Source organism: Paraconexibacter antarcticus (assembly GCF_024220175.1).
GTDB lineage: Bacteria > Actinomycetota > Thermoleophilia > Solirubrobacterales > Solirubrobacteraceae > Paraconexibacter > Paraconexibacter antarcticus.
This window is the reverse complement of sequence record NZ_CP098502.1, coordinates 3,442,314-3,466,132: the sequence shown is the minus strand read 5'-3', so window position 1 is coordinate 3,466,132 and position 23,819 is coordinate 3,442,314. Positions and strand designations below refer to the sequence as shown.

General features: G+C 74.4%; 22 protein-coding genes. 9 read left to right on the top strand and 13 right to left on the bottom strand.

The features are described 5' to 3' along the window. Positions 1-7: 7 nt before the first annotated feature. Positions 8-400 (top strand): transposase, encoded by a 393-nt coding sequence (locus NBH00_RS16930; RefSeq protein ID WP_367401338.1) that lies wholly within the window; start codon positions 8-10, stop codon positions 398-400. A gap of 184 nt (positions 401-584) precedes the next feature. Here the strand turns inward: NBH00_RS16930 and NBH00_RS16925 are convergent, their stop codons facing one another. From NBH00_RS16925 to NBH00_RS16915, 3 genes are all read right to left on the bottom strand, one after another. Then, the gene (locus tag NBH00_RS16925) at positions 585-1,571 is read right to left on the bottom strand and encodes a peptidoglycan-binding protein (RefSeq protein ID WP_254569772.1); all 987 of its coding nucleotides are present in this window, start codon (positions 1,569-1,571) and stop codon (positions 585-587) included. A 130-nt stretch (positions 1,572-1,701) separates the two neighbouring features. Next, entirely contained in the window at positions 1,702-2,361 is a 660-nt protein-coding gene (locus NBH00_RS16920) for a TetR/AcrR family transcriptional regulator C-terminal domain-containing protein (RefSeq protein ID WP_254569771.1), read from the bottom strand. A 56-nt stretch (positions 2,362-2,417) separates the two neighbouring features. Then, complete coding sequence (locus NBH00_RS16915; protein ID WP_254569770.1) at positions 2,418-2,585, bottom strand: hypothetical protein; 168 nt, start codon at positions 2,583-2,585, stop codon at positions 2,418-2,420. A gap of 1,893 nt (positions 2,586-4,478) precedes the next feature. Between NBH00_RS16915 and NBH00_RS16910 the strand changes: the two genes are divergently transcribed. Further along, entirely contained in the window at positions 4,479-4,886 is a 408-nt protein-coding gene (locus NBH00_RS16910; protein WP_254569769.1) for a helix-turn-helix transcriptional regulator, read from the top strand. A 51-nt stretch (positions 4,887-4,937) separates the two neighbouring features. On the opposite strand, the gene NBH00_RS16905 is transcribed toward NBH00_RS16910, so the two are convergent. The 4 genes from NBH00_RS16905 to NBH00_RS16890 all read right to left on the bottom strand — a co-directional run bounded on the left by NBH00_RS16905 (position 4,938) and on the right by NBH00_RS16890 (position 9,629). Then, positions 4,938-5,753: a helix-turn-helix domain-containing protein gene (locus tag NBH00_RS16905; RefSeq protein ID WP_254569768.1), complete on the bottom strand. Its 816-nt coding sequence runs from the start codon at positions 5,751-5,753 to the stop codon at positions 4,938-4,940. A 212-nt stretch (positions 5,754-5,965) separates the two neighbouring features. Further along, the gene (locus NBH00_RS16900) at positions 5,966-6,712 is read right to left on the bottom strand and encodes an acetate uptake transporter family protein (protein ID WP_254569767.1); all 747 of its coding nucleotides are present in this window, start codon (positions 6,710-6,712) and stop codon (positions 5,966-5,968) included. Positions 6,713-6,784: 72 nt separating this feature from the next. Further along, entirely contained in the window at positions 6,785-8,989 is a 2,205-nt protein-coding gene (locus tag NBH00_RS16895; RefSeq protein ID WP_254569766.1) for an MMPL family transporter, read from the bottom strand. Between the two features lie 4 nt (positions 8,990-8,993). Beyond that, positions 8,994-9,629, bottom strand: coding sequence for a hypothetical protein (locus NBH00_RS16890; RefSeq protein ID WP_254569765.1), 636 nt, complete (start codon positions 9,627-9,629; stop codon positions 8,994-8,996). A gap of 290 nt (positions 9,630-9,919) precedes the next feature. Here NBH00_RS16890 and NBH00_RS16885 point away from each other — a divergent pair, with 290 nt between their 5' ends. The 6 genes from NBH00_RS16885 to NBH00_RS16860 all read left to right on the top strand — a co-directional run bounded on the left by NBH00_RS16885 (position 9,920) and on the right by NBH00_RS16860 (position 17,925). Then, complete coding sequence (locus tag NBH00_RS16885) at positions 9,920-10,204, top strand: hypothetical protein (RefSeq protein WP_254569764.1); 285 nt, start codon at positions 9,920-9,922, stop codon at positions 10,202-10,204. Further along, positions 10,204-13,416 carry a formate dehydrogenase gene (gene fdh / locus NBH00_RS16880; RefSeq protein WP_254569763.1) on the top strand — a complete coding sequence of 1,071 codons (3,213 nt, stop codon included), beginning with the start codon at positions 10,204-10,206 and terminating at the stop codon, positions 13,414-13,416. The genes NBH00_RS16885 and fdh overlap by 1 nt, the downstream gene beginning before the upstream one ends. Continuing rightward, positions 13,413-14,297, top strand: coding sequence for a 4Fe-4S dicluster domain-containing protein (locus NBH00_RS16875; RefSeq protein ID WP_254569762.1), 885 nt, complete (start codon positions 13,413-13,415; stop codon positions 14,295-14,297). The genes fdh and NBH00_RS16875 overlap by 4 nt, the downstream gene beginning before the upstream one ends. After that, positions 14,294-15,316, top strand: a complete 1,023-nt coding sequence (nrfD, locus tag NBH00_RS16870; RefSeq protein ID WP_254569761.1) for an NrfD/PsrC family molybdoenzyme membrane anchor subunit — start codon at positions 14,294-14,296, stop codon at positions 15,314-15,316. The genes NBH00_RS16875 and nrfD overlap by 4 nt, the downstream gene beginning before the upstream one ends. Before the next feature lie 6 nt (positions 15,317-15,322). Further along, positions 15,323-16,936 (top strand): phytoene desaturase family protein, encoded by a 1,614-nt coding sequence (locus NBH00_RS16865; protein ID WP_254569760.1) that lies wholly within the window; start codon positions 15,323-15,325, stop codon positions 16,934-16,936. A gap of 167 nt (positions 16,937-17,103) precedes the next feature. Then, positions 17,104-17,925, top strand: coding sequence for a ferritin-like domain-containing protein (locus NBH00_RS16860; RefSeq protein WP_254569759.1), 822 nt, complete (start codon positions 17,104-17,106; stop codon positions 17,923-17,925). Here the strand turns inward: NBH00_RS16860 and NBH00_RS16855 are convergent. From NBH00_RS16855 to NBH00_RS16835, 5 genes are all read right to left on the bottom strand, one after another. Continuing rightward, positions 17,922-18,305, bottom strand: coding sequence for a rhodanese-like domain-containing protein (locus tag NBH00_RS16855; RefSeq protein ID WP_254569758.1), 384 nt, complete (start codon positions 18,303-18,305; stop codon positions 17,922-17,924). The two genes, NBH00_RS16860 and NBH00_RS16855, sit on opposite strands and share 4 nt — an antisense overlap. A 2-nt stretch (positions 18,306-18,307) precedes the next feature. Further along, positions 18,308-20,470: an MMPL family transporter gene (locus tag NBH00_RS16850; RefSeq protein WP_254569757.1), complete on the bottom strand. Its 2,163-nt coding sequence runs from the start codon at positions 20,468-20,470 to the stop codon at positions 18,308-18,310. A 118-nt stretch (positions 20,471-20,588) separates the two neighbouring features. Beyond that, positions 20,589-20,852, bottom strand: coding sequence for a DUF2892 domain-containing protein (locus NBH00_RS16845; RefSeq protein ID WP_254569756.1), 264 nt, complete (start codon positions 20,850-20,852; stop codon positions 20,589-20,591). Next, on the bottom strand, positions 20,849-21,187 hold the full coding sequence (locus NBH00_RS16840; RefSeq protein ID WP_254569755.1) for an ArsR/SmtB family transcription factor: 339 nt from the start codon (positions 21,185-21,187) through the stop codon (positions 20,849-20,851). The genes NBH00_RS16845 and NBH00_RS16840 overlap by 4 nt, the downstream gene beginning before the upstream one ends. 21 nt (positions 21,188-21,208) lie before the next feature. Continuing rightward, complete coding sequence (locus tag NBH00_RS16835; protein ID WP_254569754.1) at positions 21,209-22,324, bottom strand: MBL fold metallo-hydrolase; 1,116 nt, start codon at positions 22,322-22,324, stop codon at positions 21,209-21,211. Between the two features lie 80 nt (positions 22,325-22,404). Between NBH00_RS16835 and NBH00_RS16830 the strand changes: the two genes are divergently transcribed. Beyond that, the gene (locus NBH00_RS16830; protein WP_254569753.1) at positions 22,405-22,866 is read left to right on the top strand and encodes a rhodanese-like domain-containing protein; all 462 of its coding nucleotides are present in this window, start codon (positions 22,405-22,407) and stop codon (positions 22,864-22,866) included. On the opposite strand, the gene NBH00_RS16825 is transcribed toward NBH00_RS16830, so the two are convergent. Continuing rightward, entirely contained in the window at positions 22,856-23,617 is a 762-nt protein-coding gene (locus tag NBH00_RS16825) for a sulfite exporter TauE/SafE family protein (protein ID WP_254569752.1), read from the bottom strand. The genes NBH00_RS16830 and NBH00_RS16825 overlap by 11 nt on opposite strands. Positions 23,618-23,819 lie beyond the last annotated feature (202 nt).

Below are 23,819 nucleotides of genomic sequence, written 5' to 3'. Positions count from 1 at the left end.
GCCCTCTCTGAGCGCCCCGGGGATCGCGTGGATCCTCGGGTACACGATCGCCGCGGAGATCGGCGACATCACCCGCTTCTCGAGCCCGAAGAAGCTCGTCGGCTACACCGGCCTGTGCCCACGCGTCTACCAGTCCGGCAACACCGACCGCCGCGGCCCCTTGACCCACGCCGGCCCGAAGTACCTGCGCTGGGCCTTGATGGAAGCCGCCGTTCACGCCTGCCGCCATCAGGTCTACGCCGCCCGCTACCAGGCCAACAAGAAGCGCCTGGGCAAACAGCGCGGCGCCAAGGTCGCCCAGGTCGACATCGCCCGCCGGCTCGCCGAGGCGATCTGGCACATGCTCACCCGCAACACCACCTTCGCTCCGGCAGGCGCCACGCGCGCTCTGGCCGCATAGACGGCCCTCTCTGAGATGCGCCACCGGAGCGATGCCCCTACAGCACCTGGTCCTCACACGATGAGGCGATAGAGAGTTGAGCCCCTGCTCCACGACCGACCCAGAGGACAACGACCCAGAACCCACACTTGACACCTCACCCTCCTTCATAGAGAGCGCGCGTGGTGGGGGCGCCGCGCGGGGCTCAGGGAGCAGCCCGCTGCAGGTCGGGAGTGGGATCTCGCGGCGAGCCGCCGCGGTACCAGCCGGGAGCCGTCCAGATCTCGTAGTGGAGATGGCATCCGTCGGCGTTGCCGGTCTGCCCGACCTCGCCGACGGCAGCTCCCGCTGCGAGGTGCTCCCCCGGGGCGGCGCTCGCGGGGTGGCGCAGGTGCATGAGGACGTGGTCCTCGCCGGTCCTGCTGTCGTGCAGGACGACGTAGTTGCCGGCCTGCGCCTCGAAGGCCACGCGGGCCACCGTGGACCGGACGGGAGCGACGAGCGGCGTGCCGCAGGCAGCGAACAGGTCGACGCCCTGATGGCGGCCACGACGGTCCCCGAACCACGTTCCGGGGCCGCCGGCGTGGTGCGGGCCGGCGATCGGGAAGCGGGACGGGTCCGCGCTCTGCGCCGCGGCGGCCGCGAGGGCCGCCGCCTGCGCGGCGAGCGTCGCGGCCTCGGGGCGCGAGAGCCGTCCGTCCACCGTCAGGCCCGAGGCCCGCTCCTGCCGGCGGAGGCTGCGCTCGGTCTCGGTGCCGAAGTGCCCGTCGGCCGGTGTGGGAGTGCCCAGGGCGGTGAGCAGGGTCTGGAGCCGTCGCACGTCCTTGCCGTGGGCGCCGCGTCGCAGCGTGCGCTGCCCGAAGGCGAGGGTGCCGGCGCGGGCGCGCATCCCGCGGGCCTCGCCCGGGGAGACGGCGCCGTCGACGGGGACGTGGACGCGCCGCTCGTACCGCCGCACCGACCGGTCGGTGGCGCGGCCGAAGCGCCCGTCGACGTGGACCGCGAGGTGCAAACGGCGCAGCGTGCGCTGCAGCTCCCGGACGTCGGCGCCGTGATCGCCGCGGCCGAGCGCCCGCTGGCCAAGCCGTCCGGCCGCTCGCGCCGGTGGGGAGGGGGCGGCGAGGAGCGACATCGCGGTGAGCAGCGACGCGGCCGCCGGGACGAGCGTTCGACGGTGCGCCTGGGTCCGCATCGGAGACATCTCGGCTACCCACACCCGAAGCGGGGCAACGTTGTCGGGCGCCGGCGGGGTTCGTCAGCGTGCTTGCCGGACGGTCGGGCGCGTGTCCGCCGCCGGACACCCGTGCGACCGCCGAGGGAGCTCAGGTGGATGCGCCGCGCATCGACCCGCCGGCGAAGCCGTCGAGCATCGCGTCCAGGCCGGCCGTGAAGGCGGCATCGGACCTCAGCGGCTCAAGCTCCTTCAGGCGCTCGCGGAGGATCGGGAAGTCCGCGCGGGGCAGTGCCCGCAGCGGGCGTCGTCCGCTCGGCGTGCTCGCGTCGACCGTGAAGCCCGTGACCTCGGCCATCGCGTAGCCGCGCGCGAAGCTTGCCAGCGTGCGGTACATCGCCAGCGCCTGGTCGGGCGCCGCCCCCGCGGCCACGAGGTTCTGCAGGAGCCGCTCGACCGGCGCGAGCGCCGCGGCCGAGCGCAGCGGGCGCAGGCCGACGAGGCTGAACGTCGCCGGGTGGGTGAGCGCGATCGCCCGCAGCTGCGCTGCGAAGTCCCGACAGCTCTCGCGCCAGTCGGCGCCGGGCTCAGCGTCGACCTCGGACATGAGGAACTCGCCGAGACCGTCGAGAACGGCGTCGCGGTTCGAGACGTGGTTGTAGAGCGACATCGCCTCGACCCCGACCTCGCGGCCGAGCCGTCGCATGGTCAGCGCTCCCGCGCCGTCGCGCTCGATGAGGGTTCGCGCGGCGTCGAGCACCCGCTCGCGGCTGAGTCCAGCGCGTCTGGTCGTCGGTCCGTCCGTTGGCATCGGCTCCAGCGTACGGGGCGTCGCAGGCGCGAAGCCACCGGTTCGTGGGACGTCTGTCAGGGGGCGTCCCCGCCGGACTTCCTGAGCGCGGTGCGGACCACGACGGTGATGAGGACGATCGGGATCACGGTGACGATGAAGGCGTCCCCGCTGCGACCGAATCCGATCGCCCACAGGACGATCCACAGCATGAGCGCGACGGTGGTGGCGACGATCAGTGACATACCGCGGACCTTACAGAGTAAGGATGCGCCTCTCGGCGGCTCGCCGAGAACGCTTGAGGCCGCAGGCCGAAAAACGCCGGTGCTGGCCCGCCGATGAGGAGCTGGTCAACGAGATTCGTCAGGAATCAGGGACGATCCCGGATGCTCTTCGCGCGGAGCGCAGCTAGCGTGGCCGCGCATGGGGCGAACTCGGCGGTGGGGTTCTCGGCGGGGCGCGGGTGCGGCGATCGCGAGCTTCGCGATCGTGACCGGCGTGGCCGGGGCGGGTGGCTTGATCGTGGCGCCGGGGGCGGCGCCCCCGCACACCAGGCGTGGCTCGTCGCCGCTGCCGGCGGGTGACCGGCGCGGCCCGGCTCCTCGGAGCGGAACCCGGCCCGGCGGAGGCGGCGTGGCGCCGTACCGGAGGGACGCCGGCCCTCCTCGCCGCGGGGGGCCGGATCGGAGCCCCCTGCCGCCGTCGGCCGCCTGGTCGTCGAGACCTTCGTCGCCGGCCTGCCCGCGCCTGAGGCCACGGTCGCCGAGGCCCTCGCGGTGGTGCGCGTGGGTGAGCTCGCGACGGTCCGGGCGGTGGCGGACATCGACGGCGGTGATTTCGACGGGGCCGTCGACAGCCTGCGCGCGCTCGGGGTGGCGGCGGAGCTTCCCGACGGCCGGATCACGCTGACGCCGCCGGTGCTGGCGGACGCCCTCGCCGCGGCGCCGCCCCCCCCGGGCGCCGTCGCGCGCTGCACGCCCGCGCCTTCCGGGTGCTGGCGGAGCGCGGGCCGGAGCCCGACGCGGTGCCGCATGCCGTCGCCGCCGGGCTCGTGGGCGACGCCGAGGCGATCACCGTGGCTGCGGCGGCCGGACGCGACGCGCTGGCCGGGCGCGACACCGGGTCCGCGGTCGCCCTGTTCGATGCCGCGGTCACCCTGAGCGGCCCCCGCCCGGCGCCCGAGCTGCTCGCCGCCCGGGCCGACGCGCTGTTCGCCGCGGGGCGTGCGGCCGAGGCGGTCGACGCGTACGCCGACGCCCTCGAGCGGCTCGGGGACGCGCCGGAGCGCCAGGACGTGCTGGTGCGTGCCGCCCGGGCCCTGACGTACGCGTGCCGGTTCACCGAGGCGTGCGTCACCTACGACGCCCTCCTCGGTGACGGGGAGGTCGACGGGCTGCTCGTCCTGGAACGTGCCCATGCGATCTGGGAGCGGGACGGTCCGCGGGCGGGGCTCGCCGCCCTCGACGCGCCGCACGCGGCCGATCCCGGGCTCGCTGCCGTCCTCGACGCGGCGCGCGGGACCTACCGGCTTCCCCTCGGTGACCCGGGTGGGCTCGACGCGCTGGATCGCCTCGTCGCGGCGGTCCGGCATCCGTTCGCCGGCCGGCCGCCCGACCCGGCGGCATCGTTCAACGCCTTCCTCATGCACGCGAGCGCGTGCACACACGTCGAGCGCTTCGACGAGGCCGAGGCGTCGATCCGTGACGGCATACGCATCCTCGGACGGGCGGGTGGTGCAGGCGCAGCCGGAGCCCTCGCCCTGCTGGAGGTGGCGGCGCTCGTCCAGCGCGGGTATCCGCGCCAGGCGCTGGTCGCCGCCGAGGCGGCCGAGCGCGACTACGACATCGATCCGATCATGACCCCGTACGTCTGGCTCTCGCGCGCGCGGGCGCTCCGGTGGACGGGGGCTCTGGACGACGCGGCACGCGCCGCCGACACCGCACGCGCGCGCGGCGCGATCGACGCCGGGGTGGCCGCCCGGGGACACCGCCCTCGTCGAACACACCTACCGGCAGCTGCAGCGCGCCGCGGAGCTCCCGGGGACCGGCCCGCGGGGCTGGGCGGCCGAGGCCGCCGCGGTCCTCGCCCTCGCCGGCGGCGACAGCGCGGCCGCCGAGGAGCACCTCGAGCGCGCGCTGATGCTCTCGGTGCCGTCCGCCCTGGACCGCGCCCGCGTGCTCCTCCGCCACGGGAGCCTGCTCCGTCGCTCCCGGCGGCAGCTCCGGGCCCGGCCGGTGCTCGCCGAGGCGGTGCGCATCGCGGAGGCCCGCGGCGCCCTACCGCTGGCCGCGCTCGCCCGCGAGGAGCTGCAGGCGGCCGGTGGCCGACGCCACCGGACGGGCGCGGGCGCCGGGCTCACCGCGCAGGAGACCCGTGTCGCCCGCGGCGCGGCGACCGGGGCGACGATGCGCGAGATCGCCGACGCGCTCTTCGTCTCGCCCCGCACCGTCGAGACCCACCTCGCCAACATCTACCGCAAGCTCGGTGTGGCCTCGAAGAACGAGCTCCGGCGCCGGCAGGCCGAGGTCGGGCTGGACCGCGAGTGACGGGCCGGCTCCCGGGCCGGCGCGGCCCGGACGTGAGCCCCGGCCACGGGCCTACAGCTGGGGCGCCGGCCCGGGGAGCGGTTCGCAGTTGTCGTCCGGCGCGGGGGCCGGGCCCGCGAGGCTGTGCGCGGACAGGTGCCAGACGCCCTGGGGGTCGCGCGCGAGATGACCGGCATCCCGGAGGCGGACGAGCGCGGCGGTGACCGTCGGGCGGCGCAGGCAGACGAGGTCGGCGAGGCAGGCGTGGGTGAGCGCCAGCGGGATGCTGACGCCGTCGGGATGGACGCGGCCCCAGCGCTCGGCCAGGTGCCAGAAGAGCAGGAGGAGGCGGTCCTCCGCCCGGCGCGCGCGGATGATCGTGTGCAGGACGGTCTGGGCGTGGCTGCGGCGCACCGCCATGCCGACGAGGGCGCCGGTCACCGCCGGCCAGCGGGCGGCGGTCGCGGCGAAGCGTGGGTCCAGCAGGGCGACGGACGCGCGATCGAGGACCCGCCATCCGGCCTGAGGCCCGATGGCGCCGGCCGAGGCGGTGTCGTCCCATGGCCGGATCACGTCGCCGGGACCGAGGAGCTCCTGCGCCCGCAGGTCGCCGATCGTGACGGTGCGCGTGAGGAGCCCGTCGACGATGAGCAGTCCGATCCAGCCGCGGAAGCGGGCGGCGTCCGTCGGCGGGGTCCACGGCCCGCGGGGGAGGACGACGTCGTTGGCCCGGCAGGCGAGCGTCGCGTGCTCGAGCTCGTCCGGGTCGAGCTCGAGCTCGTCGAGGTGCTCGAGGACGAGGGTCGGGCCGGGCACGCGGCGGCGCGCGGGGCCTCGGGTCGGCCGCGGGGGCGCGGGGGCGGTCGAGTCGGCGGGAGTGAGACGCATGCGCTTCCGTTCGGGTCGGGCTGGGAGAGGTCGCTCGTCCCCCGCGTACCCGGCGCGCGCAGGGACCCGATGGGGGCTGACCACCATCGGGTCCGAGATGCTAGATCAGGGCGGTCCGGCCCCGCCGAGGCACAGGCGGCCTCGGGCGGGGCGGACGAGCCACCGCGGCCGCCGGGCCTCGCCGGCCGGCCGCGGTGCGGTGCGTCCCTCGGTCATTGTCCGTGGCGGATCCCCGGCTCGCCCCACGCGTACTCGATCGGGTCCGTGAGCCGCGCGCCCGGGACGTTGGCCGCCTTCGAGAGCTTCCCGAGCGGGAGGACGACCCGGCCCCAGGTGCTCTCGAGCATGATCGCGAACGCCGTGTAGAACGCGAGGATCGCCGAGGCGATGAGCACCCACGCACCCGTGTGGATCCACCCGGAGCTGCCGTCGAGGTAGCCGACGGCGAGGAACGCGGCGCCCACGGCGAGCGAGGTCAGCACGGCGACGAGCCCGATGCTCTCAGCGAGCGCGGCGATGGCGCCGGCGGCCGTGATGGCCGCGAGGGTGAGGAACCAGAAGCCGAGCTCGGGGAAGGCGCCGTGAGGAACGGTGATCGCGCCCGCGGCGACGAAGCCGAAGAGGATGCCGTAGGCGATCCAGAACGAGCCCCACATCCCGTGCATGGCGGTGGCGAGGCCGTCCCGCGCGCGGAAGGACCACAGGCCCGCGGCGAACTGGGCGACGCCGCCGAAGACCGCGGCGTACGGGAACAGGTACACGGGCGAGCCGTTGTCCCCGTACCAGCCGGCGAGGTTCGCGGCGACCATGAACGTCGCGGCCGCGAAGCCGAACAGCCCGAGGATGGACGGCGCGGCCACCGGCTGCAGCATGACGCGCGAGTTCGCCCGCCAGCTGGTGGCCTCGGTCGGCGGCGGCGCGCTCTGGAAGTGGTTCGAGCGGGTGGTCTGGGTGGCCATGATGACCTCCTGTCGTGGGTGGTTGGCCCCTCATCGGCTACCCGCGGCCCCCGGGCGGCCTGCACCCCGACGTCAGGCGGGCGACCGCTCGGCGTGGACGTGGTCCGTTGACCGGCGGAGGGCGGAGCCGGGCCACCCGCTGCGCCGCCCGACCAGGACCATGAGCGCAGGGACGAGGACGGTTCGCAGCAGGAGCGTGTCGAGGAGGAGGCCGAAGGTCATGACGAACGCGATCTCGCGGAAGGCGCGGATCGGCACGATCGCCATGAGGGCGAAGGAGCTGGCGAGGACGAGTCCCGCGAGCGTGATCGCCCGGGTGGCCCGGGTGGCCGTGACGGGGATGGCCTCCTCGAGCGGCCGGCGCCGGGCCTCCTGCCAGACCCGACCGACGAGGAAGACGTTGTAGTCGGAGCCGAGCGCCACGAGGAGGACCGCGACCGTGAACGGCACGTAGTAGGTCATCTCGCCGAAGACGTAGGCGGAGACCCCGAGCGAGGCCGCGAAGCCGAGGACGCTGACCCCGACGAGGTAGAGCGGGGCCACGACGGCGCGGAGGTACAGCGACAGGACGAGGAGGATCGCCAGCAGCGCGAGTGGCGCGATCCGCGCGAGGTCGCCGAGGGTCTTGTCGATCGTCTCGGCCGAGAGCGCCGTGTCGCCGGCGAGCGACGCCTGCGCCCCCGACAGGCCGGCGGTGTCGAGCAGGCCCGGCAGCCGTCGCTCGATCCCGCGGACCGCGGCGATCGCCCGCGCCCCGACCGGATCGTCGCGCAGGACCACGAAGTACCGGGCGGCGTTGCCGTCGCGTGAGAGCGTGGCGCCGAAGCGCACGCCGGGGACCGGGTTCAGCCTCGGTCCCACGGCGAGCGCGACGCCCGGCTGACGTTCCAGGGCCCGGCCGAGCCGGGCGAGCGCGGCCCGCCGGCGCACGATGCCGCGCCCTGAGACGACGACGACCGTGGGCGAGAGCATGCCCGGGGCGAATCCGCGGGCGGCCACCGCGTAGGTGTGCCGCGGCTCGCTGCCGCGGGGCAGGCCGCGCACGATCGGGTTGGCGAGCTTGAGGGTCGTGAGTCCCGAGGCCCCGAGGGCGAGCACGACCAGACAGCCGGTGACGGCCCACCGCGGCCGCTCGCAGGCGAGCCGGACCGCGCGCGATCGTCGTGGCGGCGGGCCGGGGGGCGCCGGCCCGGGCGAGTCCGAGAGGACGGTGGCCCGGCCCTCACCCGGGCGGCGCGGCCAGAACAGCCGGCGGCCGAGGATCGCCAGGCACGCGGGGACGAACGTCGTCGCGACGAGCACGCCGACGAGGACCGAGGCGGCGAGGCCGGGGCCGAAGACGCGCAGGAACTCGAGCTGCGCGGCGAGGAGGCTCGCGGTCCCCGCGATGACGGTGATGCCGGCGACGAGGATGATCGGGGACATCTGCGCGGTGGTGGTGCGCGCGGCGGCCAGGCGCTCGCCGCCGGCGCCGAGCAGCGAGCCGAAGCGCGAGAGGTAGAAGATGCTGTAGTCGGTCACCACCCCGAACAGGAGCACGACGATCACGGGCTCGACCTCCTGGGGCACCGCGAACCCGGCCTGCCGCCCGACGAGCGCGACGAGATGGCTCGCGATGAGGTAGGCGATGGCGACGGCCATCAGGGTGACGAGCGGCGGCCCGGGAGCGCGGAAGCGGAACCCGACGGCGAGCCCGACGAGGAGGACCGTGGCGAGCTCGATGATGGGGAGCCGGTTCTTGACGAGCGCGCGCTGCCGTCCGGCGGCGACGGCCTGCCCGGTCACCCCGACGGTCGTGCCGGCCTCGGGAGGGACGTGGTACTTCACGAAGCGCTCGGCGAGATGCGCGCGCGTGTCGACGCTGACGTCGGGCGCGAAGAAGAGATAGGTGATCGTCGTCGTCGACCGCTCGCGCACGAAGGGGGCGGCGCCGATCGCGTTCGTGACCGGGAGCGCCGCGGCGATCTGACCGTAGCCGCGGACCTCGTGCCGGGTCAGCGCCGCCGCCCGCCGGAAGACCGCGAGCTGGCGCGCCGCGGAGAGCCCGTGCGGGTTGCGCTCGACGATCAGGGTCCGGGAGAGCAGGGGGAACCCGAACTTCGTCTTGGACGTCACCTCGGTCTTCACGGCCTGCGCGTTGCGCGGCACGAGCGCCCCGAGCGCACCCGAGTCGGCGTCCTTGATCGCCGGGAGGAGCGTGGCGCAGACGGCCGCCGCGGCGATCCAGAACACGACGATGGGCCACCGCAGGCGGACGAGGAGCGAAGCGATGCGCACGCGTTCAGCTCTCCCGGGCCGGCCAGGAACCGGCGGCGCGCGGCGGGGCGAGCCCGAGGCGCGCGAGCTCGGCGTCGGCGAGCTCCTCCAGGACACCCGGAGCCCAGTGACCGAGCGGATCGGCGTCGAGCTCGAGCAGCACCTGGTAGGGCAGCGTGGCGAGGGCACGGCGCGCCAGGAGCCGCCGGAGGGCGGGGCTCGCCCCGTTCGCCACGACGTGGCGCCGGAGGGTGCGGCGCTCCCGGGCGTCGAGGACCCGGGCGGGGAGGTACAGGGCGAGGACCGGGGCGGACGGGATGACGGCAAGGAACAGCCCGAGCATCCAGCTGAGGTTGTGGATGCTCCGCCGGCTGTGTCGCCCGCTCGCCACGGCGCTGTCGCCCGCGGCCGAGATGTCGCGGCCGGTGCGTCCGATGCGGTCGCCGACGAGGGGCACGCCGCTCAGCCCGTCGACGGTCGAGCCGGTCTGCTCCAGCGCGACGCCGACCCGCCCGACCGTCGTGCTGAGCTGCCGCAGCCCGCGCACCTCGCCCGCGATCGCGAGGCCGAGGACGATCCACAGCACCACCCAGGCGGCGATCAGGACGTCGACCGCGACCAGGGCACGCCCGCGCGGCAGCAGCGCGCGCATCCCGCTCATCGGCCGGGGGCGAGCGGTCGGGCGACGCGGTCCGGGGGGTGCATGTCCGCTGCCTGCCCGCGGCGGGCCCCGAGGCCGCCCGGATGGTCAGGGGAAAGACTCCGCCGCGGCACCGGACGGCCTCGGGGCCGGCGGTGGCGGCGGCGGTGGCCGGTTCGCGTTAGCGGGCCGGGCGCCTCGCCGCACGGCCGCGGTCAGCTGGATGACCGTGGACCGGTGGCCGGGTCGGGCGCACGACCTCGGCGTCGCCGCCGAGGTTGGGGTGCCGCGCTCCGGGGAGGCAGCGGGTCATGGCGACGCGCGCGCAGGTGAACGCCCTCCTGGACCAGGGCCACAGCTACGAGACCGCAGGACGGACGCTCGGCATCCCGCCCGGGCAGGCGTTCATGATCGTGACCGGGCTACCCGCGGACGGCAGCGATGCGCCGGCGCCGGAGGACCTCGCGAGCCGCCGCGCGCTGCCGGGCAGCTCCCAGCACCTCGTGAACCCGCCGGCCATGAACCCGACCCGCAAGGCGAGCGTCATGGCGTGGGTGCAGGGGCGGGCGGCGCGCGACCTGAAGGGCGGCAGCTGATGGCCCCCTCGTCGCGGTGGGCGCTGCTGCGGCAGCTGCAGGGTGGCGATCACCTCGGCCGCGGCGCCGCGGTGAAGTCCGCCCGCTCCAAGCAGCTTCGCCCGCGGACCGCGGACGCCGACATGGTCGTGAAGTCGGTCTGCCCGTACTGCGCGGTCGGGTGCGCGCAGAACGTCTACGTCAAGGACGAGCGGGTCGTGCAGATCGAGGGGGACCCCGACGCGCCGCACAGCCGCGGCCGGCTGTGCCCGAAGGGCTCGGCCACGCTGCAGCTCACGACGGGCGACGCGCGCGAGCAGCACGTCCTGTACCGCCGGCCCTACGGGACCGAGTGGGAGCGGATGGATCTCGAGACGGCGATGGACATGGTCGTCGACCGCGTCGTGCGCACCCGCCGCGAGGGCTTCGAGTGGGAGCACGAGGGCAAGCGCACCCGCCGCTGCAACGCCATCGCGGCGCTCGGCGGGGCGACGCTCGACAACGAGGAGAACTACCTCATCAAGAAGCTCTTCACGGGCCTGGGGATCACGCAGATCGAGAACCAGGCGCGGGTCTGCCACAGCTCGACGGTCGTCGGCCTGGGGACGTCGTTCGGGCGCGGCGCGTCGAGCACGCTCCCGGGTGACCTGCAGCACTCCGACCTCATCGTGCTCGAGGGCTCGAACATGGCGGAGGCGCATCCGGTTGCCTTCCAGTGGGTCATGGAGGCGAAGGCGCGCGGGGCGACCGTCGTGCACGTCGACCCGCACTACAGCCGCACGAGCGCCCTGGCGGACCTGTTCGTTCCGCTGCGCGCAGGGACGGACATCGCCTTCCTCGGCGGCATCATCAACCACGTCCTGCAGACGGGGTCGGACTTCCGCGAGTACGTCCTCGCCTACACGAACGCGCCGACGATCATCCGGGAGGAGTTCGGCGAGGCGGGCGCCGACGGGTTGTTCTCCGGCTACGACCCGGAGAAGATGAGCTACGACCCCACGAGCTGGCAGTACGAGGACGCGTTCATGGCCGCGGCCTCCGGCCAGCGCGACCAGCTGAGCGCGATGGGCGCCGGCGGCCGGGGGGCCGGCCAGGACCGCGACGAGGCCCGCGGCCGCCCGAAGCTCGACCCGACGCTCGAGCACCCGCGCTGCGTCTGGCAGATCCTGAAGCGCCACTACGCCTCCTACACGCCCGAGATGGTCGAGCGGGTCTGCGGCATCCCGCAGAGCACCTTCGCGGAGGTCTGCCGCCTGTTCGTGGAGAACTCCGGCCGCGAGCGCACCACCGCGTTCGTGCACGGCGTCGGCTGGACGCAGCACACGACGGGCTCGCAGTACATCCGCGCGGCGTCGATCCTGCAGCTGCTGCTCGGCAACATGGGGCGCCCGGGCGGCGGCGTCATGGCGATGCGCGGGCACGCGTCGATCCAGGGCTCGAGCGACATCCCGACGCTCTTCGACACGCTCCCCGGCTACATCCCCACGCCCCACGCCCACCAGCACGAGGACCTCGACGCGTTCATCGCCGCCGACGCGCCCGACAAGGGCTTCTGGGGCAACATGCGCGCCTACACCGTCAGCCTGCTGAAGGCGTGGTGGGGCGAGGCGGCGACCGCGGAGAACGACTTCGCGTTCGACTACCTGCCGCGCCTCGTCCGCAGCCAGAGCACCTACGACACCGTGATGGAGCAGGTCAAGGGTCTCGTGAAGGGCTACTTCCTGTTCGGGCAGAACCCGGCGGTCGGGTCGGCGAACGCGCGGATGCAGCGGCTCGGGATGTCGAAGCTCGACTGGCTCGTCGTGCGCGACTTCTCGCTCATCGAGAGCGCGACGTGGTGGAAGGACGGCCCGGAGATCGAGTCGGGTGAATGGCGCACGGAGGAGCTCGCGACCGAGGTCTTCTTCTTCCCCGCCGCCGCCCACATCGAGAAGAACGGCACCTTCACGAACACGCAGCGGATGGTGCAGTGGCACCACAAGGCGCAGGACTCGCGCGGGGACCAGCGCAGCGAGCTGTGGTTCATGTACCACCTCGGTCGCAAGATCCGCGAGCGCCTGGCGGGGTCCACCGACGCCATGGACCGGCCCGTCCTCGACCTCACCTGGGACTACCCCGTCGAGGGACCGATCGACGAGCCCGACGCGCACGCCGTGCTGGCCGAGATCAGCGGGTGGAACGCGGACGGCGAGATGCTCTCGACCTACACGGAGCTGAAGTCCGACGGGTCGACCTCGTGCGGCTGCTGGGTCTACTGCGGCGCGTACGCCGACGGCGTGAACCAGACCGCCCGGCGCACGCCCGCGCGCGAGCAGAACTGGCTCGGCAGCGAGTGGGCCTGGGCGTGGCCCGCGAACCGGCGCATCCTCTACAACCGCGCGTCCGCCGACCCGGAGGGGAGGCCCTGGAGCGAGCGCAAGGCGCTCGTGTGGTGGGACGCGGAGAACGGGAAGTGGACGGGTCACGACGTCCCCGACTTCGAGGCCGACAAGCCGCCGTCCTACCGCCCGCCGGAGGACGCCACGGGTCCCGACGCGATCGCCGGCGACGACCCGTTCATCATGCAGGCCGACGGCCGGGGCTGGCTCTACGCGCCGGCCGGCGTGGCCGACGGACCGCTGCCGACCCACTACGAGCCCCAGGACTCGCCGGTCGTCAACCGGCTGTACGAGCATCAGCGCAATCCGGCGCGGCAGCTCTTCGAGCACCCGGACAACCGCTTCCACCCGGACCCGCAGGCGCCGGGCGCGGACGTCTTCCCGTTCATCGTCACCACCTACCGCCTGACGGAGCACTTCACCGCCGGCGGCATGTCGCGCTGGACGCCGTACCTCGCGGAGCTGCAGCCCGAGTTCTTCTGCGAGGTCTCGCCGGAGCTCGCGGCCGAGCGCGGGCTCGAGCACGGCGGCTGGGCGACGATGGCGACCGCGCGGGGGGTCATCGAGGCGCGGGTCATGGTCACCGACCGGATGACGCCGCTGCGCATCGACGGCCGGGTCGTCCACCAGATCGGGGTGCCCTATCACTGGGGCGCGAATGGGCTGACCACCGGCGACTCGATGAACGAGCTGTCGGCGATGGCCCTGGATCCGAGCTCCCACATCCAGGAGGTCAAGACGCTGTCGGTCGACATCCAGCCCGGCCGGCGCCCCCGTGGGGCCGGGCGGCAGGCGCTCGTCCGCGAGTACCAGCAGCGCGCCGGGATCACCGCGACGACGGGAACGACACCATGAGCACGACCGACTCCGGCCCGCTGAACGTCCTGCTGCGCGGCGGCGATCCCGCGACGCTCGACGGCTACGAGGACGCGCCGCCGCGGATGGGCTTCTTCACCGACACCTCCGTCTGCATCGGGTGCAAGGCGTGCGAGGTCGCCTGCAAGGAGTGGAACCAGATCCCGGAGGACGGCCTGGAGTGGCTCGGCCGGTCCCATGACAACACGGGCGGCCTCGGCGCGGACTCCTGGCGTCACGTCGCCTTCGTCGAGCAGCGCGTGCCGGTCGGCGAGCAGGACACGAACCTCGAGGTCAGCCGTGACGCCGAGGGCTTCCGCTGGCTCATGGCCTCCGACGTGTGCAAGCACTGCACGCATGCGGCGTGCCTCGACGTCTGCCCGACCGGCTCGATCTTCCGCACCGAGTTCGGGACCGTCGTCGTGCAGGAGGACATCTGCAACGGCTGCGGCTACTGCGTGCCCGCCTGTCCGTACGGCGTGCTGAACCGCAGCGAGGCCGACGGCGCCGTCCACAAGTGCACTCTCTGCTACGACCGCCTCGGGGTGGGGCAGGAGCCGGCGTGCGCGAAGGCCTGCCCGACGGACTCGATCCAGTTCGGCCCGCTCGAGGAGCTGCGCGAGCGCGCGGCCGGCCGCGTCGAGCTGCTGCACGAGGCCGGCGTCCCCGAGGCGCGCCTGTACGGCCACGACCCGGACGACGGCGTCGGAGGCGACGGCGCCTTCTTCCTCCTCCTCGACGAGCCCGAGGTCTACGGGCTGCCGCCGGACCCCGTCGTCACCACCCGCGACCTGCCCGCGATGTGGCGCCGGGTCGCCGTCGCGTCGGGCGCGCTGCTGGCCGGCGCCGTGGCCTGCGCCGCCGTCGGGAGGCCCTCATGAGCAGTTCGGAGGTGACCCGGGACGGGCTGGAGGGCGTCCGTCCGGGCCGGGAGGCGCGAACCTGGTCCAAGGGGCGGGCCGCGCGCCGGCCGCAGGCCCACGACCACCCCGGCGGCTCCTACTACGGACGCCCGATCATCAATCCGCCGGTGTGGCAGGAGCTCGACATCGCGGGCTACCTCTTCCTCGGCGGCCTCGCGGGCGGCTCGTCGATCCTCGCGTCCGCCGCGAGCTCCACGGCCCGGCCGTCGCTCGCGCGCCGCTCGGGGCTGTGCGCCTCCGCGGCCATCACCGTGTCGCTCGTCGCGCTCATCCACGACCTCGGCCGGCCCGCCCGGTTCCTCAACATGCTGCGCGTCTTCAAGCCGAGCTCGCCGATGAGCGTCGGCGTGTGGCTGCTGTCGGCGTACACGCCGCTCGCCTACGCGGGCAGCGCGAGCGATCTGCTCCGGCGCGCGCCCCGCACCGGCCGCGTCGCCGGGGCAGGAGCCGCGGTGCTCGGCGCCGGCGTGTGCTCCTACACGGCCGCGCTCATCGCGGACACCGCCGTCCCCGCCTGGCACGAGGGCCACCGCGAGCTCCCGTTCCTGTTCGCCGGGTCGGCCGCGTCGGCTGCGGGTGGGTTCGCGCTGCTCGCCGCGCCGCTCACCGAGACCGGCCTCGCGGCACGCTTCGCCGTCCTCGGCACCGTCGGTGAGCTCGTGGCCGAGCACCGCATGGAGCGCCGGCTCGGGGTCGTCGCCGAGACGCTGCACGACGGCAAGGCCGGCAAGCGGCTCAAGCTCGCCAAGGCGCTCTCGGTGGCGGGCGTCGCCGTCACGGTCGCGGCCGGCCGGCGCCACCGCGGCGCCGCGGCCGCCGGCGGGGCGATGCTCGTCGCCGCGTCGGCGCTCACCCGGTTCGGGCTCTTCGCCGCGGGCATGGCCTCGGCGCAGGACCCCCGGTACACCGTCGAGCCGCAGCGCGCCCGGCGGGCGGCCGCCGGGTCCGCGGCGGCCGCCCGCGGCCGGCCCGCCTGAGCGCGGATGCCGGACGCCATCGTCATCGGCGCCGGCCCGAACGGCCTCGTCGCCGCCAACATGCTCGCCGACCACGGCTTGTCGGTGGTCGTGCTGGAGGCCGAGCCCGACCCGGGCGGCGCGGTCCGCAGCGGCGAGCTGACGCTGCCCGGCTTCGTCCATGACCGCTTCAGCTCGTTCTACCCGCTGGCCGCCGCGTCGCCGTCGATCGTCGACCTGAAGCTCGAGGAGCACGGCCTGCGCTGGCGCCGGCCGCCCCTCCCCGTGGCGCACCCCGCCCGCGACGGCAGCGTGGCCTACATCGGCGGGACCGTCGAGGAGACGATGGCCTGCCTGGAGGGCTTCGGGGCCGGGGACGGCGAGGCCTGGCGCCGCCTCATGGACCGCTGGACGACGATCGACGACGCACTGCTGCAGGCGCTCGCGACCCCCTTCCCGCCGGCGCTGGCCGGCCTGAAGATCGCCCGGCGCCTCGGGTACCGGGGGGTCGTGAACCTCGCGCGCTTCGGCCTGCTGCCCCTGCGGCGCCTGGCCGACGAGGAGTTCGCCGGCGCGGGCGCCGCGCGGCTCGTCGGGGGCCACGCGCTGCACGCCGACTTCAGCCCCGAGCAGCCGGGCAGCTCGATGTTCGGCTGGGTGCTGTGCGGCCTCGCCCAGACCGTCGGCTTCCCCGTCCCCGAGGGCGGCAGCGGCCGGCTGACCGACGCGCTCGTGCGGCGCCTGGAGTCGCGCGGCGGCACGGTCCGCTGCGGCAACCGCGTCGCGCGCATCGAGGTCCGGCGGGGGCGGGCGGCCGGCGTCACCCTCGAGGACGGTGAGCGCGTCAGCGCCGGCCGCGCGATCCTCGCGGACGTCGACGCCCCGCAGCTGTACCTCGAGCTGCTCGACGAGGCCCACGTCCCGCCGCCCGTGCGGCGCGCGCTGCAGCGCTTCCAGTTCGGGTTCTCGACGTTCAAGCTCGACTTCGCGCTCGACGGGCCGATCCCGTGGCTCGCGCCCGACACCGGCCGGGCCGGGACGGTCCACATCGCCGAGGACGTCGACGCGCTCACGCGCGCGATGACCGACATCGCGCTGCGCCAGGTGCCGGCCGAGCCGTTCCTCGTCGCCGGCCAGTACGCGGCGGCCGACCCGAGCCGGATGCCGCCGGGCAAGGAGATCTTCTGGGCCTACACGCACGTGCCGCAGCACGTGACCGGCGACGCCGGGGGCGACGGCCTGACGGGGGACTGGCACGGCGAGGAGCGTGAGCGCTTCGCCGACCGCCTGCAGGCGCAGATCGAGGCGGTGGCCCCGGGGTTCGGCGACCGCGTCCTCGCCCGGCACATCACGGCCCCGCACGAGCTCGAGGCCGCGGACGCGAACCTCAAGGGCGGCGCGCTGAACGGCGGGACAGCCCAGCTGCACCAGGAGCTGCTCTTCCGCCCGATCCCCGGGCTCGGGCGCAGCGAGACGACCGTCGCCGGCCTCTACCTCGCGTCGGCGTCGGCCTGGCCGAGCGGCGGGGTCCACGGTGCCTGCGGCGCGAACGCCGCGCGGTCGGCGCTGCGCGAGGGCAAGCTCATCCAGCGCGGGGCGGCGGCCCTGACCCGACGCCTGAGCGGCGAGGACGCGGAATGACACTGGGCGCGGCCATGCCCGCGCGGCAACGCGACGGGTTCCCCCGTCGACGGTGCGCACGAACACGGACATCGATGTTTCGCGCGTCCGCGGCGACGCGAACGTGCGCAGCCACCGGTGGTTGAAGTCACCTGTCCACCATCCCGCGAGAGCGGAAGGAGTCATCCATGACCGACGTGAGCAACCACCTGTACGAGACCATCGAGCGGCAGCATCGCGACGAGAGCGCGGCAACGCGCCGGCAGCTCATCAAGGGCACCGGTGCCGCGCTCGCCGGAGCCGGGATCCTCGGCCTGGCGACGGGCGCGAGCCCCGCGTCGGCGGCGGTGAAGACCGACCCGGCGAACTCCGTCGAGACGATCCTGGCCGTGGCCGCGACCGCGGAGGTCCTGGCGACGATCGTGAACACCCTCGGCCCGGAGAAGCTCGGCTCGAAGCTCGACAAGACGACCCTGCGCAACATCCGCGCGGCGGCCCAGCAGGAGAAGAACCACTACGAGGTGCTGACGAGCGCCGGCGTCGGCGGCAAGCCCGTCACGACGTCGATCCACGTCCCGGACGAGATCTTCTCCTCGCCGGAGGCGCTGCTCAAGACGCTCGTGGTCGGGGACCAGGTGTTCGTCAACGCCTACCTCATCGGCCTGACCGTGTTCGCGCGTCAGGGCACCCTCAGCGGGTCGCGCTTCGCGCGGTACGCGGGTGAGATCATGGCGGTGGAGTCCGTGCACCGCGCGCTGGCGCTGCAGTCGCTCGGGCAGCTCGGCAACGACCGCGCCTACGGCAAGTTCGCCGAGCGCGAGGCGGTTGCGGGCCTGCCGACCACGGGCGCCCCGGGCTTCTACCGGATCACCGATGCGGTGACGGTCCTCGAGTCGGCCGGGTTCGGCTTCGGCAAGGCGGGGAGCAAGCCCGGCCAGATGTACACGTACGCCGAGGTGTCCGCCCGGACGCCCAGCGACCCGGACGTCAACACCCTGACGCCGTCCTAGCGGGACGGCGGGTCGCGGCGCCCACGGCGCCGCGGCCCGCCGTCGCCCGTCGCGGTGGGGAGCCCCGCGCGGCCCCAGGCGGCCATGCCGCCGCGGACGTTGCGGGCGTCGATGCCCGCGGCCCGGGCCTGACGGGTCGCGCGGGCGCTGCGGGCGCCGGAGTGGCAGACGAACGCGACCGGGCGGCCCTCGTCCCGGAGCCCGTCGAGGCCGGCGGCGAGCTGCCCGAGGGGCATGTGGCGCGCCTGCGGGGCGTGGCCGGCGGTGAACTCGCCGGTCTCACGGACGTCGACGAGCACGAGCGTGCCGTCGGCGGCGCCCGCCGCCGCCGCGGCGGGCGTCAGCTGACCGGCGCCGGTGAACCGGCTGAGGAAGCCCATGCTCAGTGCCCGAACTTGACGTCGGGGAGGATGCGGTCCAGCCACCTGGGCAGGTACCAGGCCTTGGTGCCGGTGAGGCGCAGGAGGATCGGCACGAGCATCAGGCGGACGAGTAGCGCGTCCAGGAGCACGGCGACGCCGAGGATGATGCCCATCTCCTTCGGGGGCAGCGGGCCGGACAGGGCGAAGGTGAGGAACACGGCGACCATCACCGCGCCGGCGGCGAAGATGACGCGGCCGGAGTGCGCCAGGCCGCCGACCATCGCCTCCTTCGGGTCACCGGTCCGGTCCCAGTGCTCCTTCGCGCTGGAGAGCAGGAAGACGGTGTAGTCCATGGAGATCGCGAAGATCATCGCGAAGAAGAACACGGGTCCCCAGGCGTCCAGGAAGCCCTGCGACTCGAAGCCGAGCAGGCTCGCGCCGTGACCCTCCTGGAAGATGAGCTTGGCGACGCCGAACGCGGCGCCGGTCGCCAGGAGGTTGGTGAGCACGCCGATCGCCGCGATCAGCGGGGCCTGCAGGGCGATGAGCAGGAGCAGGAAGCCGAGGCCGAGGACGACGCCGATGACGAGCGGCGTCTTGTCGTGCAGCTCGGTCTCGAGGTCGTGGTTCTCGGCGGGGGCGCCGCCGACCATGGCGCCGGCCGGGAGCGAGGCGCGGAGGCGGTCGATCGCCTGGCCGAGCGCCTTGGAGGACGGGTCGACCTTCGGGACCGCCTGCAGCAGCACGAACTTCCCGGACGCGCCGGGCTGCGGCGGGGTGACCTGGGCGATCGCGGGGTCGGCGAGCAGGGCGGTGCGGACGCGGGCGGCGTCGGCGGCCGGTGCGGTCACCTGCAGGGCGCCGGGGGCACCGATGCCGAACGCCTGCTGGACGAGCTCGTAGCCCTGGCGGCTCGTGTCGTGCTTGGGGACGACCTTGATCGAGGGCATGCCGGTGCTGAGCGTGAGGACGGGGACGGCCAGCGCGCCGAGCACGGCCACGGTCGCGATGCCCAGGGCCCAGGGGCGGCGCCAAAGGTACTCGCCCCAGGCGGCGAACCGCGCGGACCGGTGCTCGCCGTGGTGCGCCCACGGCAGCGAGACGTTGTCGACCTTCGTGCCGAGCTTGCCGAGCACGGCGGGCAGCAGCGTGAGGGTCGCCGCGAGGATGAAGACGACCGAGAGCATGATCCCGAGGGCCATCGAGCGGAACGCGGGGCTGTCGACGAGCATCACCGCCGTCAGCGAGATGAGGACCGTGACCCCGCTGAAGAGCACCGCCTTCCCGGCAGTGTCCATCGTCTCCTCGACGGCGTCGACGCGGTTCTCGTGCCGCCCGAACAGCGCGCCGCGGAAGCGCATGACGATGAACAGGGCGTAGTCGATGCCGAGCGCCAGCGCGAACATGAGCGCGAAGTTCATCGCCCATATCGAGATCGGGGAGACCTTCGTCAGCAGGAAGAGCGAGCCGGCGGAGGCCATCAGGCCGAGGATCGTGAGCAGCAGCGGCAGGCCCGCGGCGACGAGCGAGCCGAACGCGAGCACGAGGATGCCGAGCGTCACCGGCCACGAGAACGCCTCAGAGCGCATCATCGCGCTGCGGTTGGCCGCGTTGAAGTCCGACCACATCCCGGAAGCGCCGGTCAGCGCGACCTGCACGTCCTTGGTGCCCAGCGCGGTGAGCGGGGCCTTGAGGTCATCGGCGGCGCGGACCATCGTGTTCGCGTCGGCCTTCGCACCGGCCATGACGATGGCCGTGTGCCCGTCGCGGCTGATCGTCTGCCCGGCCTGCGGCAGCGACACGGACGCCACCCGGCCGTCGGCCTTCAGCTTGGCGGCGATCTGCGCGACGGTCCGCTGGAACGCGGGCGACGAGGCGGTCTGCGCCTTGCTGTGCACCACGACCATCAGCCCGGTGCTGTTGAGGCCGGCGAACTCCGACTTCACGAGATCACGGACCTGCACCGACTCAGAGCCGTTGGCCTGCCAGCCTGCGCCGGACAGCGCCGTCTCGACGCGCGGGGCGAAGATCCCGAGCGCCACTGCGACGATCGCCCAGGCGATGAAGACGGTGCGGGTGTTCGTCGCCGCGTAGCGGCCGAGGCGGCCGAGGCGGCCGGACCGGTGGGTGCCGGCCGGCGGTGTGGGCGGTGCGGTGCGGGGGGTGGGGGCGGTGGTGCTCATCAGGGTTCCTCCGAGAGGGAAAGGCGGCTCAGGGCAGCGTGGTGTGACGCCGCGGCGGGCGCATCGGGGCGGGGTACGGGTCGGGGGTGCGGGGAAGCCGCTCGGCGCGGGCGGCCGCTCAGCGCGGGCAGCCGCGCTGCACGTGCAGCACGCGCGTGAGGACGAGCGACGCGGGGCAGTCGCCCAGCGCGACGAACAGCCACTGGTTGACGCCGACGAACGCGACGAGCAGCAGGAACCACGGGCTCACGACCGCGCTCAGCAGCGCGCCGAGCAGGGACATCGTCCCCGCCACCGCGAACAGGACGCGCTCCAGCGGCCAGCCGCTGCGCCGCGCCACCAGATCGGCGGGGCAGGCCTTCTCGGGGGCGGCGGTGCTCATCGCGTGCCCTCGATCATCGCGGTGAGTTCGGCGAGCTGCATCTGCAGCCCGCCGCAGACCTGCTCGCAGAGGTCGTAGACGCCCTGGTCGGCGACGCTGTAGAGCGAGCTCGTGCCGTCCTTGCGGCGGGCGACGATCCCGGCCTGCAGGAGCACGCCGAGGTGCTTGGAGGCGTTCTGCTGGCTCGTGCCGAGGCGCTCGGTGATCTGCGCGACCGAGAGCTCGCCCTCGCGGAGCAGGTCGAGGATGCGGATGCGGTTGGGGTCGCCGATGACGCGCAGGCGCGCGGCGATCATCTCGGCGAGGTCCATCGGGATGGGGCTGGGGAGCTTCATGGGACGGTCTCCGTGGGTCGATCAGCGGGTCGAGCAGCTGTTGCCGCCGGTTTCCAGCTCGGGGTCAAAGGGGTGGGTGCCGGCGTTCACGGCGATGACGGCCTCGTAGTTGGCCGGGCGCGGGGGCATCCCGGCGAGCAGGGCCTCGGCGAACTCGGCCGGGTCGTCGATGCGCAGTTCCGGGACCGCGGCGCGCACGGCCGCCAGCGGCGGGGCGATCGCGGTCGCGTTGACCCCGGGGTGCGTGTGGCCGGGCAGCAGCAGGACGTCGTCGCCGAGCGCGAGGATGCGCTCGTGCAGCGTGGCGTGCAGCATCCGGGCCATCGCGCGGGCGCCGTCGGGATCGCCCTCCTGCAGGTCCGGGCGGGCGACGCCGTCAGCGAACAGCGAGTCGCCGCTGAGCAGCGCCCGGTCGGCGATCATCAGCCCGGTCATGTCGGTCGTGTGGCCCGGGAGCGACAGGGCGCGGACGGTGATGTCGCCGACGGCCAGCGTGTCGCCGTCGTGCAGCGCGGTCACGGCGTAGGCCACGCCGCGCTCGAGCGCCGGCGCCGGGAGGCGCAGGGTCGCGCCGGTCAGGTCGGCGAGGGCGCGCGCACCCGAGAGGTGGTCGGCGTGCAGGTGGGTGTCCACGACCGTGGTGACCCTGGCGCCGAGGCCCGCGGCGAGCGCGACGTAGAACGCGGCGTCGGGCGCGGGGTCGACGACGAGCGCCTCGGTGCCCGAGGCGATCACGTACGAGAGGCAGCCGCGGCCGGGACGCTGGACCTGGAGCACCGACAGCCCGTCGATCCCGAGGTCGACCTCTCGCGACTGCAGCGCGCCGATCCAGCCGCGCATGCCGCCCTCCACGACCAGCGCGGCGACGCCCTCGGCGCGGAGCGCCAGGGCGACGTCGCCGGCGCTGATGCCCCGGTTGCAGACCACCGCGACCGGACCGTCCAGACGCTGGGCCGCGGCCCGGGGGTCGGCGAGGACGGTCGCCGCCGGCATGTGGCACGAGGTCGCGCCGGGAGCCTCGATGCCCCACGTCGCGTCGTCGCGCACGTCGAGGACCGTGAGGTGCGGGCCGTGCGTCAGGCGCTCGGCGAGGTCGGACGCGGTGATCGAGGTGGCGGCTGAGGGTGCGAGCGTCATGCGGGCTCCTGCGGGTGGGGGCGACTGCATGGAAGTAGACTAATGTACAAACGTACAGTTGTCAAAGGGAGGGAATGTCCATGCCGCATCACCATCAGCCGTCCGAGCGCATCGAGCGCCGTGACCCCGTCGCCAGGCTGCCGCGCGCCGTTCCGGGCGAGCCCGGCCTGTTCGTCGTCGATGCGACCTGGGGGCACATCCAGCCGCTGCGGCTGCCCGGTGGCGTCGAGACGGTCGGGGAGCTCGAGGTGCTCGACCACCTCCGGGTCGGCGGCGCGCTCGTCGACACGCGGCAGCCCTCGGATGTCCTCCACGGGACGCTTCCGCGAGCTGTCGCGATCCGTCACGAGGACATCCTGGAGGGCCTGGCGGGGCTGGACGTCGATGGGCCCGTGGTCCTGTTCTGCAACGGCCCGCAGTGCACGGCGACGCCTCAGGCGGTCGCTGCGCTGCTCGAGGCGGGCTGGGATCCGGCGCGGCTGCGCTACTACCGAGGCGGGATTCACGACTGGGTCACCCTCGGCCTGCCGCTCACACGCTGACGCCGGCGACGGTGGCCCCCGCGACGCCCAGCGCGACGAGGACCACGAGCACCGCGAAGCCCTGGCCGAGGACGCGGGTCGAGAAGCGGTCGGCGAAGCGGGGGCCGAGCAGGGCGCCGGCCACGGCGGCGCCGCCCATCGCCGCGGCGATGGGGACGTCGAGGTGGCTGCCGGCCGCCAGGTGCGCGAACAGCCCGCACAGCGACACGATCGCGACGATGACCATCGAGGTGCCCATGGCCTCGCGCATCCCGAAGCTCAGCCCGATCGCGAGGGCCGGGACGACGACGAAGCCGCCGCCCACGCCGACGAGGCCGGTGAGGGCGCCGACGAGCAGGCCGGCGGGAAGCAGGACGCGGGCGCGGGCCTGGGGGCAGCCGCCGACGCCGCACGCCGGCGAGCCGGCGCGCTGCCAGGTCGCGCGCGCCGCGAGCAGCATCACGCCGCTGAAGAGCAGCAGCAGTGCAGCGCCGCCCATCGCGCGGTTGGCGATCGTGCCGAGGATGCTGCCGCCCGCCGCGGCGACGGCGAACCACGCGGCCGAGGTCCAGCAGACCGCTCCGCGGCGGGCCTGGCCGATCGCCCCGGTGGCGGCACCGGCGGCGACGACCGCCAGGCTGGCGGTCGTCGCCGCGTGCACGTCCAGTCCGACGGCGTAGACGAGGGCGGGCACGGCGAGGACGGCGCCGCCACCGCCCACCATGCCGAGAATCAGGCCGATGACCAGACCGAAGAGCAGTGCGCTGAGCATCGGAGCGGGTGCCTGGACCCGGGGCTCAGGTGGCGCGGCCGGGCGCGGCGAGGCGGCTGCGCAGGGGGTCGGGGCTGGGGTCCGTGGATTCGCTGGTCATGGCAACTCGGCGGGTGTAGGGGCGGATGTACCGATGTACAGCCGTGTGGCTGTCAATCTACCGCCCTTCCCGACGAGATGCAACTTCACAATCGTACAGTGG